This is a genomic window from Parashewanella sp. 2304DJ23-3 (genome assembly GCF_056591695.1).
This window is the reverse complement of record NZ_JBWQOH010000003.1, coordinates 293,203-309,725: the sequence shown is the minus strand read 5'-3', so window position 1 is coordinate 309,725 and position 16,523 is coordinate 293,203. Positions and strand designations below refer to the sequence as shown.

Sequence of the window (16,523 nt, the reverse complement as noted above, 5' to 3'; positions counted from 1 at the left end):
CAAAAGAAACTGTTCAAAAATCGATTAATTTTACTCATCAATAACTTTTTATTGACTAACTAGTGCTAGCCGATTATTTTTCGCTTCCAATTTAGCTTAAAAGAATATGTACGTTACGTCTTAATAACGTCTTTTCACAATAACAATAGAGAGTTATAGAAAATGACCGAACCTTCAGCAATCAGCATGATTCCACCTGTTGTTGTTTTAGTATTAGCCATCTGGCTAAGGCGGCCAATTTTATCATTAATTATTGGGTCTATATCTGGACTCATACTACTTAAACCGAATCCTGAATTTATTCTCAGTAAACTTGCTGATATTTCACTCAGCGTTATGGGTGATGAAACAATAGGTTGGTTAATTCTTGTATGTGGAAGCTTTGGTGCGTTGATTTCGCTCTTGGTTCGAACAGGCGGAGCAAGTGCTTTTGGTACTACATCCTTAAAGCTCGCTAAAGGAAGGAAGTCATCATTGGTCATGACTTTTTGCTTAGGTGTTGTCATTTTCATAGACGATTACCTAAATGCATTAACTGTCGGTGAATCAATGAAGAGGGTGACGGACAAATATAAAATAAGTAGAGAGATGTTAGCCTATGTCGTAGATTCAACAGCAGCGCCAATTTGCGTCTTAGTTCCACTTTCAACCTGGGCTGTATTTTTTGGGAGTTTATTAGTTGATAATGGTATTGCATCAACCGGAGAGGGCATTGCTGTATATGCTTCAGCTATTCCATATATGCTTTACCCATTGTTATCACTATTCGTAGTAGTACTCGTGATCATGGGCGTTATACCTATATTTGGCCCAATGAAAAATGCTGAATTAAAAGCACAAGCTGGAATTGAACAACAAAAAGTACCATTTAGCAACGACGTTCATACTGCTGACGACTATGCTGTGCAGGCTATCGAGGACGAGTTCAAACAAGCAAAGCCACATGGCAAACTTTATAACTTTTTAGTCCCGATTATACTCTTGATTGCATTTACGATTTACTTTGATATTGATGTTTGGAAGGGATTACTTGCAACTTTAGCTATAACTTTACCATTTTATTTTTGTCAGAAACTCATGCCGTTATCAGAGATGATGGAGCAGATGTTTGATGGTTTCAAAAGTATGCTTCCTGCAATTGGTACCGTTGTTGCTGCATTTATATTTAAAGATGTTTGTGATCAATTGTTGCTACCCAAGTATGTGATCTATTCACTTGAAGGGTTTATGACTCCTCAATTATTGCCTGCTGTGGTGTTTCTTTCTATGGCAGTACTTGCATTTGCAACGGGTTCGAGTTGGGGGATTTTTGCTGTCACAATTCCAATTGTTATGCCGTTGGCTCAGTCGATGGATGCAAATATACCGTTAGTTATTGGGGCGCTATTATCGGCCTCGTCTTTTGGTAGCCAAGCTTGTTTTTATTCGGATTCAACGGTACTCGCTGCACAAGGTTCAGGGTGCAATTTAGTGAGCCATGCCGTGACTCAACTGCCTTATACATTAATCGCTGCGACCCTAGCGTTTATTGGTTTTATCGCAATGGCTTAATAATAATCAATTATTACAAAAATATTACAGTGGCGTCAGTTTGGTGGCGCTGTTCATAAAAACTATAAAGCTTGGCATTTATGGGTTATGTATCTGACTTTTGTAACAAGATAGGATTTTTGAACTGTTAAAGGGGTGTTAAGTAGATTGTGGTTCTGCAGGTGTTATTCTGGAGATAAATAATTGACGATATCATGATGTGCAAATGACTGTTAAAATTCTTTTTTTGTTATTTAGACACTCTGCATACTGATTTCTAAGCAGAGTGCTAATGTCTTGTTATACTTTAACTGCCTAGCTCAAGTCATTACAAAAAGTAAGTGATTATATTGAGTGAATCCAATCAAAGTTAAACGAGATTTAAAGGGATTTTAAATGCGTAAAAACTTACCTGTTACCAATCGCGAGTACCCATTCAAAGGTAGTGAAAGGCTGATATCTTCAACTGATGCGAAAGGGATTATAAAACATTGTAATGAAGCATTTGTAGAAATGAGTGGCTACCAACGTGATGAGTTGATTGGCTCTCCTCATAATCTTATTCGCCACCCAGATATGCCCAAACCTGTATTTGCTGAGATGTGGAGCACACTTCAGAAAGGTCAAGTTTGGATGGGACTTGTTAAGAATAGGCGTAAAAATGGTGATCACTATTGGGTTAGTGCTTTTGTAACCCCGGTATTCGAAGCAGATAAATTGGTCGGCTATGAATCCGTACGAGTTGCGGCTGATGAATCAGAGAAAAAGAGAGCAGAAAAGGCGTATAAAAGGCTTTCAAATGGGCAGAATTCGGTTTCTTGGGTTGAGAAGTTAAAAGATTTTGTCGGTCAAACCTTGTCTGTATCCGTTCCTGCAATATTAGCGTCGATAGTACTCGCTGTTTTCCACTCACCATCCGCTGGATTAATCTCGGCTGGTTTTGGACTGTTAAGTATATTCTGGGTTTTATTCTTTAGACAATCTGAGTGGAAGAGTTTGATGAAAATCAGCCCACAGTCATATTCAAATGTAGAGGTTGCTCAGACTTATTTTCCTGAACGTGGAATCGCAGCACAAGCTAAATTGGTGTTAGCGACAGAAATTGCACGCTCAAGAACTGCTTTGACAAGAATTAATGATTCCGTCACGAGTTTGGATGAAATTACTGACATTACACAAACAGAGGCGAAAAGGACGGCGTCTGCTGTAGAAGAACAAGGTGCAGCAACACAACAGATTGCATCAGCAATTACTGAAATGTCTCAAGCTATCCAAGAAGTCGCTGAAAAGATTGAGTCAAACTCATCAAGCGCTGAAACGGCCATTCATAATGTTGATTCAGGCGTCAGTTTAGCAGGTGATGCATTGAAAGTGATTCATAATCTGAATGATTCCGTTAAATCGATTGCAGTAACGGTTCAGGAGCTCGCTGATTCAACGAGTCAGATTGGTCAAGCTGCTGACTTAATCACTACAATTGCAGATCAAACAAATTTGTTAGCATTGAATGCCGCTATTGAAGCTGCTCGAGCGGGTGAGCATGGGCGAGGTTTTAGTGTGGTCGCTGACGAGGTGAGGGCATTAGCATCTAAAACGCGAGAATCGACAGATCAAATTCACAATGTTGTTCAAGAGCTTTCAAAAAGAGCAAGTTCAGCTGTTGAAGCCGCAAAGCAGGGGCAAATAGTAGCGGGGGATGGTGTTCAAGTTGTTGATAAAACTAAAAATGCACTTAGTGAAATTAGAGATGCTGTAAAGCAAATTACCGATATGACATTTCAGATGTCTGCGGCAGTTGAAGAGCAAAGTTCAGTAGCTGATCATATCAACCAACAGATTGTAGATATTGCTGATGGCTCTAACCACACAAGAGAAGCGTCAGCACAATCACTTGAGGCATCACACAAGTTAGAGAATACAGTCGGTATTTTCCGTTCGTTGATAAGTCGATTTGCCATAAAATAAGCTCTCAACGGAAAGGTAATATAGAAGTGTGAGTACGTAAATTAATCAGATCGCTCAAAAATTAATCTAAAAATGCTTGACCATAATCCTTAAAAGTTATAATTATAAGCTCTGTTTATGTTTGATTTTTGTTTGTTTGACGTTTCTTTTCTGTTCAAAACTTCTTGTTATTACACGTAACAAGCAAGATTAAACAAAACAGTTATTAGCTAGATATTACGGAAAATTGCTGTAACTGAGGACATGAATATGAAAAGACAAAAACGTGATCGCTTAGAGCGTGCATTTGCAAAAGGTTTCCAAGCCGGTATGTGTGGAAGATCTAAGGATAATTGTCCATATTTGAACCCTGATCCCCGTTCTCAATGGTTAGGAGGATGGAGACAAGGTGTTGATGATAGGTTAAATGGAATTCCAATTAAATAATCAAAACAATTTTATAATCGTAACATTTAAGCGCCAGATTTTTTCTGGCGTTTTTTTATTTTGAAATGCATTGAATACCGTTAATTACTATTGGATCACCCTTTCCAAATTTTAAATAACAAGTATCACTGGCTTTTAAAAGTTGGATTTTAGTTGTTGAACGAGTCCGAGTATCTGTAAGGACGCCATTAATCAAAATAAGGGGTGAATCTATACTTATCTCTGATGAGGTTAAAAATGCTGTTTCTGACATTAGAAATGACGTCAGTTTTAATTGTTTCTCGATGACGCTAGAAACGATATTCTGATTTGATTTCTCAACTAAAACAGCTGGTTTAAAGTGACTATTGGCTTCTTTAGATTTACATCCAGTTAAAACAAAAAAAGCAAAAACAAAACCTATAAAATAAATCCATTTCATCATTATATATCCATTAAAAAAGGAGCTGTTCAGCCCCTTCACATTAATAAATCTTGTTGTTCATAACTTGCTCGGTAAGTTCTTTAGGGTCAGAGATATCGAGTTTGCTGTCTCGAGTACCTTGCTCGGTACTCTGAGCTTGAGAAGCTGAACTAGCAGCGATAATTGGGCAGCTGCCCGTTGAACGATAATGTAACGCTGAACTTAACATGGCTTCACTTTCATCGCCTAATTGATGATGAAAATCATCTACAGCTACACACCCTGGGATTTGAAAACCAGTGATAGGGCTAGCTTGTTTTGGTTCGAACCCACTGGCATAGCTTCCGAATCCTTTGTGATTCACGCCCTGAAACTGAACGTTAAAGTAAGTCGTTCCGCAATTATCAACAGGATAAAAACCATAGGGTTTACCACAGGTTTTACCTCCAACTTGAATTACTTCAACATCAATACCACGCAAACCGTTTATCAGTGCTTCGCTAGCCGAACAAGTATTTTCCGTCGTTAACACAAATACACGATTTAAGTTTAATGTTGGTAGAGATAAGCCACTTGTAAGACCGTCTGAAAAACCAAGTGTTTGGTTGAAGAAAGGAATGGGATCAATTCTTTCGCCCGTTACAGGGTTTGTGTTTGGGTATTTATCGTTAAATTTAAGAAGTTCAAACGTTTTATTATTAGAGTTTGCACCCGAAATCATATAAGCCAACTGACTTGCAACAGCTAATAGACCGCCACCGTTATAACGTAGATCAATGACGAGATCATCAATATTATTGCCCGATAGTTGTGCTATAGCATCTCTAAGCGCTTTTTCAGATGGACTGTTGTGCGTGTTAAATTGAAAGTAACCGATATTGTCATTATCACGCTGAATTGTTTTAACATTTAAAACGGGTGAGCGTTCGAGCTCGCTTGGGCGCATCGATACTGTTTTCACTTCACCTGAAGAGACATGTTCAAACTGAAAACGATATTCTTGAGAAGTATCAGAAGGGAATAAGCCTGCATTAATTATGTTTACGTCACTAGAGTTTATGACATCGACGTCATTGACTTGTATCACCTCATCGCCTCGAATAATGCCATTAGCTTCTGCAATTGAGTCTGGCTCCACATAGGACACTACGACCTTTCTTGGAGGGCTTTTACTGATTACTTTTAAACTCATGCCATAACTTAATGAAACGCCTGCTTGAGTTTGTTTTCTGTACTCTTCTGTATTACGAGTAAAGTGAAAGTTGTCTTTGTCTTTTCCTGTAAACTCGTCTTTTTCTGTTGTTTTCAGTTTTTCAAAATATTCAGAGACATTAAACGGAGTAGGGTTGATATCATCAACCTCATCATACCAAAGGTAACTGTCATTTGCCCAAGAGCGAAGCCATAATTTTTCATGCATCGATGTGCCATTTCGATCTGGAAAGTCACCAAGACGAGGCGATTCACAATAATCTTTAAATTTGGAGGCGGCTTCAAATGTATCTTGTGTCCAGGTTGGCGCGTTAGACGATGAACCATCCCCTCCACAGCCGAAAAGTAAGGTCGAGGATAACAGAACCAATAACTTGTTATTAAACATTGTAAACTCCGTTTATATGTTATCTAACGAAATTTACATTATTTAAAACTTAATTCAACACTTAGGCTGTATATTAAATAGCTAAAGCCGCTTTATCAATACGATAATAATAATGGCTAATAACAGCAGCTAGAGATCGAGAGCAATGATAGTTGGTTGCTAGTTTTATATCATCGGTAGTGATTAAATTTTTGACTGTATTTTTTTCTCGATTGGTAGAAATGATGTAATCGATTTCTCTATCTATTAAAGTATTTAAATAAGTAGTCTTATCCGTTAAGGACATGAGTTTTGCTAAGGATTGCTCTGGTAAGATATTGTCTATAAAAAAAATTTTTGCTTTAGACTGACTGATGGCTTGAGCATACTCTTTAATTAAAAGTGGTGGCAGTATGCTGCTAAAAAAACTACCAGGTCCCAAAACAATAATATCGGCTTCAGAAATTGATTTGATTGCAGGGTTTAGAGCTTGAACTTTTGGGTGTAAAGTTATTTTTTGAGGTAAACGTTGCAGATCATCTATCTGTGTTTCACCAATAATGACTGAATTATCCTCAAGTATCGCTTTTAAATCTGATACTTCTTCTGTCATTGGAAAAATATTTGCTTTGATATTTAGAAGGTTTTTAATCAACTGAATTGCAGAGCTAGGAGTATTACCCATTTGCTCAAGGGCAGTGAAAATTATGTTGCCAAGATTATGACCACCAAGTTCAATTTTACCAGGAAACCTAAAGGACAGTAATTCCTGCGCTAATTCGTCATTGACGAGACTTGCAATGCAATTCCTAATGTCTCCCCAAGCAATATTGTTGTTTATTTTTCTAAGACGTCCACTCGAACCACCATTATCTGTGGTAGTGACAATCGCTGACAAATTGTTGCCTAGGAAGGAAAAAGCTTTTAAAACTTGAGGTAAACCGTGACCTCCGCCAATCGCTACGACCTTGTTGTTTGGCGAGATAAGTACTTCAGACACAACGAAACCCTGTCATAATCTTAAAACAAAGATAAATTATATGACGTTTTTGTTAAAGTTTCCATAACATGAAATTGAGACAGATCATATCTAGAGCATAATTTTGTGGTTACCGTTCATTTTCAATATACTATTAAACAAAATTACAATTAAAAGAACGGCTAACTTTATAATATGTTATTGAAAAGCGGTAAAATAGGAAAGTTTACTATAGCAATTGGAGCCGTACTCGTTATCATATATGGCTTCCGAGTTCATTTCTTACCGACCTCTTTAAGTGAAGTTGAAGAGCTCATTCTTGCTCCAAAGAATAAATCACAAACAACTTCCATCCCTGACTTTCAAAAGATAAGAGATATCCCAACCAGAAAAAAAGCATTTTTTGACTTTTTAAGTCCCGCTATTGAAGAACAAAATGCGTTAATTACCAAAGAGCGTAATTTTTTACAGTCTGTGAAAAAAGTTCTAATTTCAGGGAACATTCTTGATGACGGCACTCAATTTAAAGTCACTCAGTTAGCAAAAAAGTATCAATTAAGTTACCGACGTTTCGACTCAAATACGATTAAAGAACTTCTCAAAAGAGTCGATACGGTTCCATCATCTTTAGTTCTCGTTCAAGCTGCTAATGAGTCTGGATGGGGTAGTTCAAGGTTTGCACTTGAAGGTCTAAACTTTTTTGGGCAATGGTGTTATCGAAAAGGCTGCGGGTTAATTCCATCATCGCGTACTGATGGGTTAACTCACGAGGTGACAGTATTTCCTTCTGTTGAAGCTTCTATTGCTTCTTATATGAAAAATTTAAACTCAAATGCAGCTTATAGTTTATTTCGTTCAATTCGTTATGATCTGCGTAAGCAAGGAAAACAACCAGATGCTGCTGAATTAGTATACGGGCTTGTTAATTATTCCGAAAGGCAAGAAGCTTATATTGATGAGCTTTTAGATATGTTGCGTCATAACAAAAAATATTTGGTACAAAAGTGATGTTTAAGAAAGTCCTTCTAGCAAGTTTGTTCGTCAGTTTCACATCAAGTGCGACTTCAATATCCGTAGAATATAAAGATTTTTTTAATCGAATGAAAAGTGTTAACAAGGGGAGCTATTCACTTGTGAAAATGGGGTTTTATTTACCCCAAACGGATGATTGTAAAATTAATTCGGGAAGTATCACAACCGAAAGGAAGAAGTATCCTTTAAGTTTTTCAGAACACCAAGAGCTGTTTCTTCCTTATAACGAAAAGCTTAAAAGCGATAGAGCGCTCATTAATTTGGATTTGGCTGGCGACTCGAAAAAGTGTGGAATTCAAATACAAGTGAATGCCACGTCACTCAAAACTCAATATGCGAAGAAGCAATTAGATAACATCTACTCAGAGATGAATGCATTGATGTCCAGTATGCAGGGTTTTCCCTTAAAATATTTCAGTGATGATATTGATGGGCTGACATTTACTTTTGCTTCACCGAGTGAGATTAAAGTTGATGGTGAATTTAAGGGAACCAAGAGTATATTTAAACTTTCAACGACTGAAATGGGTACATTAAAACAATTGAGCTTTTCTAAGAGACCATTAAAAGTTAGCCCTTGGATTGATGCCAAGGTAAATTAGATTACAGTCTGCTTGGAACCTTTCGATAAATCGGAAGGTTCAAAGAGCTACTTTTTAAAGTGAGGTATTAAATCATCTTAAAAAATCTGATATGGATAGATACGACCTTATACTAACTATCTATGTCGATAATTTGCCCAGTATAATTTTTTAACATATTTCAATATGATATTTTTCTATAGAGCTTAATTTTGCTACTCTTTGGTTAGTCGAATACTTTAGTGATGAAATCATGAAGAAAGCAATCTCTACCTTACTTTGTCTATTTTCTATGTCCGTCGGTTTTAGTGCACAAGCTCATGAGTGGAATATTGACTCATCGAAATCAGTTGTAAGCTTTGTTTCAGTAAAAAAGAACTCCATCGGAGAAGTGCATCGGTTTAAATCAGTTAATGGAAATTTAACTGGCACGGGGCATTTTGAACTCACGATCCCTCTTAAAAGTGTTGATACGGGAATAGCCATTCGAGACGAGAGAATGCAGAGTATGCTATTTGATGTTAGTCGATATCCAAAAGTCATTTTATCAGCCAATCTTAAAGGTAAGTTACTAGAGAATATGGAGCCTGGAGATACCCAAATAATAAATACAGAGGGTCAAGTTGCGCTGCATGGTTTAATACAAACATTACATTTTAAAGCTTACGTCGCCAAGCTAACTGATAACAAAGCCATGGTAACGAGTTTAAAACCGACCATTATTAATGCTTCCGACTTTAATTTAGTTTCTGGAATTGAATCTTTAAAAGAAGTTGCAAAACTATCAAGTATATCTGCTGCAATTCCAGTTTCCTTTGTTCTAGTTTTGAATAAGGACTAATTCCTTTCTTTGCAAGCATGACGTTTATTCATGCTTGCGATACCATTTTTTGTTTTGTGAACTTTTATTCGGCATTTATTTTATTTTCAGTTTTTAGAATGTATCGACGAATTTCATTTTTTATTACAAACCTTTTGCATTTAAATGTCTTTTTATGACACTCTATCTACTGTTTATAAATACAGTGTGAGGCAAAAATGGCAGTTATCACTCAATATGTTGTTGTAAGGGAAGGGGTAGAAAAAATGACTTTTACGTCTAAAAAGGAAGCTGATGCATACGACAAAATGTTAGATATTGCTGATAACTTACTTCCATTTATTCAGCAATCAGAGCTTGAACTTGAAGAAAATACCATAGAACAGCTTTCTTTCTATTTAGCTTCTAACAAAGATGATTTACTATCACTTCTTAAAGGTGGTAGCACAGCTCCTAAAATGGTGAAAAAACCTAAAAAGAACTTGGAAGTTGTGGCATAGCTTGATATTAAGCTAAGCAAAAAGAAGTAATACTTAAGGGTGAAAATGAAATCTGAATTTTACGACACGTTAAACCGTCAAGTTTTGGCACTATTTGAAGGCGAAACTGATCAAATTGCTGCGATGGCAAACTTATCTGCGCTGTTAAATGAGAATCTTGAACAAATCAATTGGGTAGGTTTTTACATTCAGCGTGATGAACAGCTGGTTTTAGGCCCTTTTCAAGGAAAAGTAGCTTGCGTTAGAATCCCGCTTGGTCGTGGCGTATGTGGTACAGCTGCTGCAAATGATGAAACACAACTGGTTGACGATGTACATCAATTTGCAGGTCACATTGCTTGCGATTCGGCCAGTAATTCTGAAATCGTAGTACCTGTCCATAAAAACGGAAAGGTGATTGCTGTTTTGGATATTGATAGTCCAGTCCTCTCAAGGTTCGATAAAGAAGATAAAAATGGCTTAGAAATGGTCGTGTCTTCATTCGAAAAGTGTCTATTCGGCTAATTATCGAACATTTTTTTTCAATTCGAGGTCGCAATTATAAGCTCTGGCTTTATAATAGGCGGCTGCTTGCGGCTTGAACTCGCGCTATGCTTTGCTTTAGTGTCGCTTGATAAATCTAACTTTGTTAGTTTATGTTTGTTACTGTTTTTGTAAGAAGCATATCAAAATTGTACGTCTAATTATTTAGACGAAGATAAACGACTGAGCCGTAAACCAAATCTTTTCACGGCCGATGTCCTAGTAAATGTGGAAGTAATAATGGAATCAACAGAAAAGTTGACCGACACTAATGCTATTTTGGCGTATTTATATGAAATTTTTCCTCAGTGCTTTGTTGCTGAAGGAGAAGCTAAGCCTTTAAAAATCGGCCTATTTCAAGATTTAGCAGATAAGCTTGCTGAAGATCCTAAAGTAAGTAAGACGCAATTACGCGTTGCTTTAAGACGTTACACCAGCAGCTGGCGCTATCTAAAGAGTATCAAAGAAGGCGCAGTTCGAGTCGACTTAGACGGTAACCCTTGCGGTGAACTTGAAGCAGAGCACATTGAACATGCTCAAAAAACGCTTAAAGAAAGCCAAGAACGTGCTAAGCAACGCCGTCAAGAAAAAGAAGCCAAGTTAGCTGCAGAGCGCGGTGATAAGCCAAAAACTGAAAGAAAGTTCGCTAAAAAGCCTGCCGCAAATCGTCAGCGCAAAGATCGCAACTTCAAGCAAGTGCAATCTAAGGATAAAAAGCCTGCAAAACCAGCAATCGATGTTTCTAAACTTGTTCAAGCTGAGTTGTCACAACTTAGTAAAGACCAACGTGTAAACATTAAACTTGGTAAGTCACCTGTAACTGGCGTTATCGCGGATATCAATAAAGGTGAAATTATGGTCCAGCTGGATAGTGGTTTAAGCGTTAAAGTTAAGCCTGAACATATTTTACTTTAAAATCACTCATAGCGGAAAAGCTTGAGCAGATAAGCTGTTTGCGATATATACTTAAGTCAATATTTGCAAACAGCTTATAAAAATTATCAAAAGTAAGGAGCAACTTGTTGATGCGAAAATTAAAACTGGCCACAGCGTTGGCTACACTTGTATTTGGATTCAACGCCCTGGCAGTCGAGCCAAAAATTCAAATCAACGAGCTACCCCATCTACAGCAAGAACCTCAACATAAAGTCTCAAGTAAACGAATCACTGATTTATTCACACGCTCTCATTATCACAAGTTTGATCTTGATACATCTTTTTCAGAGCAAATTTTTAATCGTTATTTGAAACTCTTAGATTTTCGACGCAATATCCTCACACAAGCTGATGTTGATGGGTTAAAGCAGTATCAAGATGATTTTGATAAAATGCTCACCAGTGGCAATCTAAATGAAGCTTACAAGATTTATGATCTTGTTCAAAAACGTCGCTATCAAGGTTTTGTTTACGCTTTAAGCCTGCTTGATAATGATAAACCGTTTGACTTCAATAAAGTTGGTGATAAATACGATTACGATCGTGAGCACGCTAGCTGGCCAAAATCTGAAGCAGAGATTCATGAGTTATGGCGTCAGCGTGTTAAATATGATGCTTTAAATCTAAAATTGACGGATAAAAAATGGAGCGAAATTGTTGAGATCTTATCTAAACGATACAACAACGCCCTTAAACGTTTGACTCAAACTAATAGTGAAGATGTCTTCCAAATTTTGATGAATTCATTTGCGCGTTCAATCGAGCCACACACAAGTTACCTGTCACCAAGAAATGCAGAACGCTTCCAACAAGAAATGAACTTGAGCCTTGAAGGTATTGGAGCCGTATTACAAGCTGAAGATGATTACACTATGATTCGTAGCCTTGTAAAAGGTGGTCCAGCGGCTAAAAGTGAAGAATTAGAAGCGGGCGATAAAATCATTGGTGTTGGTCAGGCTGGAGAGAAAATTGTTGATATTATTGGCTGGCGTTTAGATGACGTTGTCGATCTCATCAAAGGTCCTAAAGGGACAAAAGTTACTTTACAAGTACTCAAGAAAAAAGCAGGTTCAAGTGCTAAACCCGTTGAAGTGGTTATCACTCGTGACAAAATTCGTTTAGAAGATAGAGCAGCTAGCTCTAAAGTTATTGAAGGTGATGTTGGTGCGTACGAAAAACGAAAAGTAGGCGTTATTGAAATTCCTGGTTTTTATGTAAACCTTTCAAAAGATGTAACGAAAGAAATTGCCAAGCTTAAGAAAGAAAACGTTGAAGGCATTATCATCGACTTGAGAGGTAATGGTGGTGGCGCATTGACTGAAGCAACATTACTGACTGGTCTGTTCATAGATATGGGTCCCGCAGTACAAGTTCGCTATGCCAATGGCCAAGTTGTTCAAAATCGTGATAACGATGGCAGTGTTACCTATTCAGGACCATTAACAGTAATGGTTGATCGTTATAGTGCTTCTGCATCAGAAATTTTTGCGGCCGCTATGCAAGATTATGGACGAGCTTTAATTGTCGGTGAGTCAACATTTGGTAAAGGTACTGTACAGCAGCATAAACCATTACAACGCATTTATGATTTGTATGATAAACCGTTAGGCAGTGTGCAGTACACGATTGCTAAGTTTTATCGTATCAATGGTGGTAGCACTCAGTTGAAAGGCGTCACTCCAGACATCATGTTTCCAAGTGCACTGAAACCTGGTGAATTTGGTGAATCTGAAGAAGATAATGCGTTACCATGGGATAAAGTTCCAGCGGCTAAATATCATAAGTTCAACGATATTACGCCGATGATAATTTCTGAACTGACCAAAGATTATGATGCACGTATCAAAAATAATGTTGAGTTTGGTTATATCAGAGATGACATTAAAGAGTATCGTAAACTACGAGACGAAAAAAGCGTTTCTTTGGACCTATCAAAACGCAAAGCATTGCAAAAAGAAGAAGATGATAAAGCGTTACAACGTGCTAATGAACGTCGTATTGCAAAAGGTCAAAAGCCAGTAAAAGACCTCGATGAGTTATCTAAACTTAAAGATAAAGAAGAGTTACCTGATGTACTTCTTGAGCAAACAGCGGATATAACTTTAGATTTAGTTGGCTTAACTAAGAAAAAGTAAATCCAACAAATATATAAAAAAAACGCGCATTTTGCGCGTTTTTTGTCTGAAAGATAAAATTAAAAAATACCTAAGAGGACCACTATGTCACAACGTGAAGCAAAACTACTTAAGGACTATAGTGCACCAGAATATACCGTAGAACACATAGCCTTAAAATTTGAGCTTAATACTCCAGTTACTACGATTACAGCATCAAGCAAGGTCAAACGCGTAGAAAATGAAGCTGCCACTTTAGTGCTTGATGGTGAATCGCTTTCACTTGTGAGTGTTAAAATTGATGGCAAAGATGTTGAGCATAAGCTTGAAGAAAACCGTTTACATATTTCAGCAGACGTTGACGATTTTTTATTAGAAATCGTTACTGAGATTGAACCTGAGGCGAATACAGCGCTTGAAGGTTTATATATGTCAGACGGTGCATATTGCACACAATGTGAAGCAGAAGGTTTCCGTCGTATTACGTATTACCTTGATCGTCCCGATGTGCTTGCAAAGTTTGATGTACGAATTGAAGCAGATAAAGCACAATTTCCTTATCTGCTAAGTAATGGAAACTTGTTAGAAAAAGGCGATCTAGAAAATGGTCGACACTTTGCTAGTTGGCAAGATCCATTTCCAAAGCCAAGCTACTTATTCGCACTTGTTGCGGGTGATTTTGACCTACTCGAAGATACTTTTATCACACGAAGTGAACGTGAAGTTGAGCTTCAAGTTTTTGTTGATAAAGGTAATATAAATAAAGCTAACCATGCTATGGAATCTCTTAAGAAGTCCATGAAGTGGGACGAAGAACGCTTTAATTTAGAGTATGACTTAGACATTTATATGATCGTTGCCGTAGACTTTTTCAATATGGGTGCAATGGAAAATAAAGGGCTAAATGTCTTTAATACTAAGTATGTTTTAGCAGATAAAGAATCAGCTACAGATGATGACTTTCATGGTATTGAATCTGTCATTGGTCATGAATATTTTCATAACTGGACGGGCAATCGTGTAACTTGTCGTGATTGGTTTCAGTTGAGTTTAAAAGAGGGACTTACGGTTTTCCGTGACCAAGAGTTTAGCTCAGATCTTGGCTCTAGGGCCGTAAACAGGATTCATGCAATTAAAGTTATCAGGAATCATCAGTTCGCAGAAGATGCTGGACCGATGGCACATCCAATTCGTCCCGAAGCTGTAATTGAAATGAATAACTTTTATACTGTTACAGTTTATAACAAAGGTGCTGAAGTTATTCGTATGATGCATACCTTACTTGGAGAAGAAAACTTCCAGAAAGGCATTGCTCTGTATTTTGAGCGTCATGATGGCCAAGCGGTTACCTGTGATGATTTTGTAAGTGCTATGGAGGACGCAAGTCGTGTTGACCTTAAGCAATTCCGGAATTGGTATAGCCAAGCGGGTACACCGTCAGTTTCAGTAGTTGAAGAGTTTGATGCGAAGGCACAAGAATACAAACTGCATTTAAAACAAGAACGACAAGTGATTCCTGGAAACAATGACTTACCGATGCATATTCCCTTTGATGTCGAGCTTATCTCGGAGTCAGGTGAATCTCTAGTGAGTGAGGTTCTTAATTTCACAGAAAATAACCAAACTTTTGTATTCAGCAATATCAAAGCAAAACCAACCGTTTCATTGCTTCAAAATTTCTCTGCACCAGTGAAACTTGATTTTGAATTCGAACTTGACCATCTCGTCAACTTAATGCGTTATGCGAGTAGTGAAGTTGCACGCTGGGAAGCTTCAGTTTCAATTTTCAGCAATGCTGTTTGGAGCAATGTAGAGGCACTTCAAAACCACGCTAGTATGCAAGTCAATCAGGTTATTCTTGATGCATTTAAAGGAACGTTGCTTGATAGTCAATTAGATCCTGCGTTAGTCGCGGAAATATTAACGGTTCCAACAACGAATGAACTTGTCGAACAAGCGATAACAGTTGATTTAGATAAGCTAGTTACTGCACGTGAATTTGTTATTGATGAAATTGCTGCTTATTGTGAAGACGAGTTAAATGCTCGATATCATTTACTTAAGCTTACTGATGAACCGGCCTCTAGATCACTTAAAAATGCATGTTTAAATTGGGTGAGTCGAATTGGTGAGCAATATGAAGTGTTAGTTGAACAGCAGTTTTATGGCGCTGAAAATATGACTGATGCATTAGGCGCACTTAAAGCTGCAAATATTTCACAACTTGCATGTCGAAGTCATCTGATGGCAGCTTTTGAAGCTAAATGGAACCAAACTCCTTTAGTAATGGATAAGTGGTTTATGCTTGAAGCGACGAATAAAGCTGATAATGTCATCGAACGTTTGAAAGAACTGGCTTCACACTCTGCATTTAGTTTCCAAAATCCGAACCGAGTGAGATCCTTGATAGGTACGTTTGCTGCGGCTAACACTGAGCAATTTCATAATGCCAATGGTGAAGGCTACCGTTATTTAACGGAGATATTAAAGAAGTTGAATGACATTAACCCACAATTAGCGGCCAGAATTATTACGCCAATGATTCAGTTCTCAAAGTTTGATGAGCAGCGTCAATCAATGATTAAACAAGGGTTGCAAGAGCTGGCCGATCTACCAAATTTATCTAAAGATTTATTTGAGAAGGTCACAAAAGCTTTAGCATAAAGTCTTAGCTCGCCATTTAATTAACGAATGGCGAGTATTTCAACAAAAATAGTTTTACTATGGAATTTTATTTCAGACTTTCAGTTAGTTACGATAACTTCTTGCCTTACTATCAAGGAGTAGCTAAAAGGGTAGAGGTTCGTGAACAATATGGGCGCATATTGCACATTAACGCTTATCATTTTAAGCCCTTTTTGACCCCTCAAGGCATTGTAGGTAATTTCAAAATACAGATAGATGATAATGGAAAGTTACAAAAAATTGAAAAGCTTTAGAGTAAATACTTTAAACGCAACGACGTATGTTAAAAAATATCTGGTCTGATCTGTGTTATTTATTTCCTTTTAAAAATAAATAGTTATATGTCTTATGGCATTGTGCTTTACAAGAATGCAACCTATTCAAACATACGTATGAAAATGTATTTCCTCTTTGTTTTATAAAGAAAAAATAAAAACGTTTTTATCGTCTC

Annotated in this window: 15 protein-coding genes; 12 read left to right on the top strand and 3 right to left on the bottom strand. The window is 37.4% G+C overall.

Annotated features, from left to right (window positions below):
- Positions 1 to 162 precede the first annotated feature (162 nt).
- The 3 genes from AC1EU2_RS09425 to rmf all read left to right on the top strand — a co-directional run bounded on the left by AC1EU2_RS09425 (position 163) and on the right by rmf (position 3,921).
- Entirely contained in the window at positions 163 to 1,551 is a 1,389-nt protein-coding gene (locus AC1EU2_RS09425; protein WP_480298024.1) for a Na+/H+ antiporter NhaC family protein, read from the top strand.
- Between the two features lie 375 nt (positions 1,552 to 1,926).
- Complete coding sequence (locus AC1EU2_RS09420; protein ID WP_480298023.1) at positions 1,927 to 3,495, top strand: methyl-accepting chemotaxis protein; 1,569 nt, start codon at positions 1,927 to 1,929, stop codon at positions 3,493 to 3,495.
- 249 nt (positions 3,496 to 3,744) lie between these two features.
- Complete coding sequence (gene rmf, locus AC1EU2_RS09415) at positions 3,745 to 3,921, top strand: ribosome modulation factor (RefSeq protein WP_480298022.1); 177 nt, start codon at positions 3,745 to 3,747, stop codon at positions 3,919 to 3,921.
- Between the two features lie 55 nt (positions 3,922 to 3,976).
- Here rmf and AC1EU2_RS09410 read toward each other — a convergent pair whose 3' ends face one another.
- The 3 genes from AC1EU2_RS09410 to AC1EU2_RS09400 form a co-directional block, all read right to left on the bottom strand.
- On the bottom strand, positions 3,977 to 4,345 hold the full coding sequence (locus tag AC1EU2_RS09410; protein ID WP_480298021.1) for a hypothetical protein: 369 nt from the start codon (positions 4,343 to 4,345) through the stop codon (positions 3,977 to 3,979).
- A 40-nt stretch (positions 4,346 to 4,385) separates the two neighbouring features.
- Positions 4,386 to 5,924, bottom strand: a complete 1,539-nt coding sequence (locus tag AC1EU2_RS09405) for a S41 family peptidase (protein ID WP_480298020.1) — start codon at positions 5,922 to 5,924, stop codon at positions 4,386 to 4,388.
- Between the two features lie 73 nt (positions 5,925 to 5,997).
- The gene (locus AC1EU2_RS09400; RefSeq protein ID WP_480298019.1) at positions 5,998 to 6,903 is read right to left on the bottom strand and encodes a gluconeogenesis factor YvcK family protein; all 906 of its coding nucleotides are present in this window, start codon (positions 6,901 to 6,903) and stop codon (positions 5,998 to 6,000) included.
- Positions 6,904 to 7,083: 180 nt separating this feature from the next.
- On the opposite strand from AC1EU2_RS09400, the gene AC1EU2_RS09395 reads away from it, so the two are divergent.
- The 9 genes from AC1EU2_RS09395 (at position 7,084) to AC1EU2_RS09355 (ending at position 16,326) form a co-directional block, all read left to right on the top strand.
- The gene (locus AC1EU2_RS09395; RefSeq protein ID WP_480298129.1) at positions 7,084 to 7,890 is read left to right on the top strand and encodes a glucosaminidase domain-containing protein; all 807 of its coding nucleotides are present in this window, start codon (positions 7,084 to 7,086) and stop codon (positions 7,888 to 7,890) included.
- Positions 7,890 to 8,516, top strand: coding sequence for a DUF2987 domain-containing protein (locus AC1EU2_RS09390; RefSeq protein WP_480298018.1), 627 nt, complete (start codon positions 7,890 to 7,892; stop codon positions 8,514 to 8,516). The genes AC1EU2_RS09395 and AC1EU2_RS09390 overlap by 1 nt, the downstream gene beginning before the upstream one ends.
- Positions 8,517 to 8,748: 232 nt before the next feature.
- A complete protein-coding gene (locus tag AC1EU2_RS09385; protein WP_480298016.1) occupies positions 8,749 to 9,336 on the top strand; it encodes a YceI family protein in 588 nt (195 codons plus the stop codon).
- Between the two features lie 197 nt (positions 9,337 to 9,533).
- Entirely contained in the window at positions 9,534 to 9,815 is a 282-nt protein-coding gene (locus AC1EU2_RS09380) for a YebG family protein (RefSeq protein WP_480298014.1), read from the top strand.
- Between the two features lie 45 nt (positions 9,816 to 9,860).
- Complete coding sequence (locus AC1EU2_RS09375) at positions 9,861 to 10,319, top strand: GAF domain-containing protein (protein ID WP_480298013.1); 459 nt, start codon at positions 9,861 to 9,863, stop codon at positions 10,317 to 10,319.
- Between the two features lie 258 nt (positions 10,320 to 10,577).
- Positions 10,578 to 11,252: an RNA chaperone ProQ gene (gene proQ, locus AC1EU2_RS09370; protein WP_480298011.1), complete on the top strand. Its 675-nt coding sequence runs from the start codon at positions 10,578 to 10,580 to the stop codon at positions 11,250 to 11,252.
- A gap of 110 nt (positions 11,253 to 11,362) precedes the next feature.
- On the top strand, positions 11,363 to 13,408 hold the full coding sequence (gene prc, locus AC1EU2_RS09365) for a carboxy terminal-processing peptidase (protein WP_480298009.1): 2,046 nt from the start codon (positions 11,363 to 11,365) through the stop codon (positions 13,406 to 13,408).
- 84 nt (positions 13,409 to 13,492) lie between these two features.
- Positions 13,493 to 16,051 (top strand): aminopeptidase N, encoded by a 2,559-nt coding sequence (gene pepN / locus AC1EU2_RS09360; protein WP_480298007.1) that lies wholly within the window; start codon positions 13,493 to 13,495, stop codon positions 16,049 to 16,051.
- 59 nt (positions 16,052 to 16,110) lie between these two features.
- Positions 16,111 to 16,326: a DUF2835 domain-containing protein gene (locus AC1EU2_RS09355; RefSeq protein WP_480298005.1), complete on the top strand. Its 216-nt coding sequence runs from the start codon at positions 16,111 to 16,113 to the stop codon at positions 16,324 to 16,326.
- The last annotated feature ends 197 nt before the right edge of the window (positions 16,327 to 16,523 follow it).

Coding starts and splice junctions, on each gene's coding strand:
- AC1EU2_RS09425 (WP_480298024.1), top strand. CDS start 163: ATGACCGAACCTTCAGCAATCAGCATGATTCCACCTGTTGTTGTTTTA.
- AC1EU2_RS09420 (WP_480298023.1), top strand. CDS start 1,927: ATGCGTAAAAACTTACCTGTTACCAATCGCGAGTACCCATTCAAAGGT.
- rmf (WP_480298022.1), top strand. CDS start 3,745: ATGAAAAGACAAAAACGTGATCGCTTAGAGCGTGCATTTGCAAAAGGT.
- AC1EU2_RS09410 (WP_480298021.1), bottom strand. CDS start 4,345: ATGATGAAATGGATTTATTTTATAGGTTTTGTTTTTGCTTTTTTTGTT.
- AC1EU2_RS09405 (WP_480298020.1), bottom strand. CDS start 5,924: ATGTTTAATAACAAGTTATTGGTTCTGTTATCCTCGACCTTACTTTTC.
- AC1EU2_RS09390 (WP_480298018.1), top strand. CDS start 7,890: ATGTTTAAGAAAGTCCTTCTAGCAAGTTTGTTCGTCAGTTTCACATCA.
- AC1EU2_RS09385 (WP_480298016.1), top strand. CDS start 8,749: ATGAAGAAAGCAATCTCTACCTTACTTTGTCTATTTTCTATGTCCGTC.
- AC1EU2_RS09380 (WP_480298014.1), top strand. CDS start 9,534: ATGGCAGTTATCACTCAATATGTTGTTGTAAGGGAAGGGGTAGAAAAA.
- AC1EU2_RS09375 (WP_480298013.1), top strand. CDS start 9,861: ATGAAATCTGAATTTTACGACACGTTAAACCGTCAAGTTTTGGCACTA.
- proQ (WP_480298011.1), top strand. CDS start 10,578: ATGGAATCAACAGAAAAGTTGACCGACACTAATGCTATTTTGGCGTAT.
- prc (WP_480298009.1), top strand. CDS start 11,363: ATGCGAAAATTAAAACTGGCCACAGCGTTGGCTACACTTGTATTTGGA.
- pepN (WP_480298007.1), top strand. CDS start 13,493: ATGTCACAACGTGAAGCAAAACTACTTAAGGACTATAGTGCACCAGAA.
- AC1EU2_RS09355 (WP_480298005.1), top strand. CDS start 16,111: ATGGAATTTTATTTCAGACTTTCAGTTAGTTACGATAACTTCTTGCCT.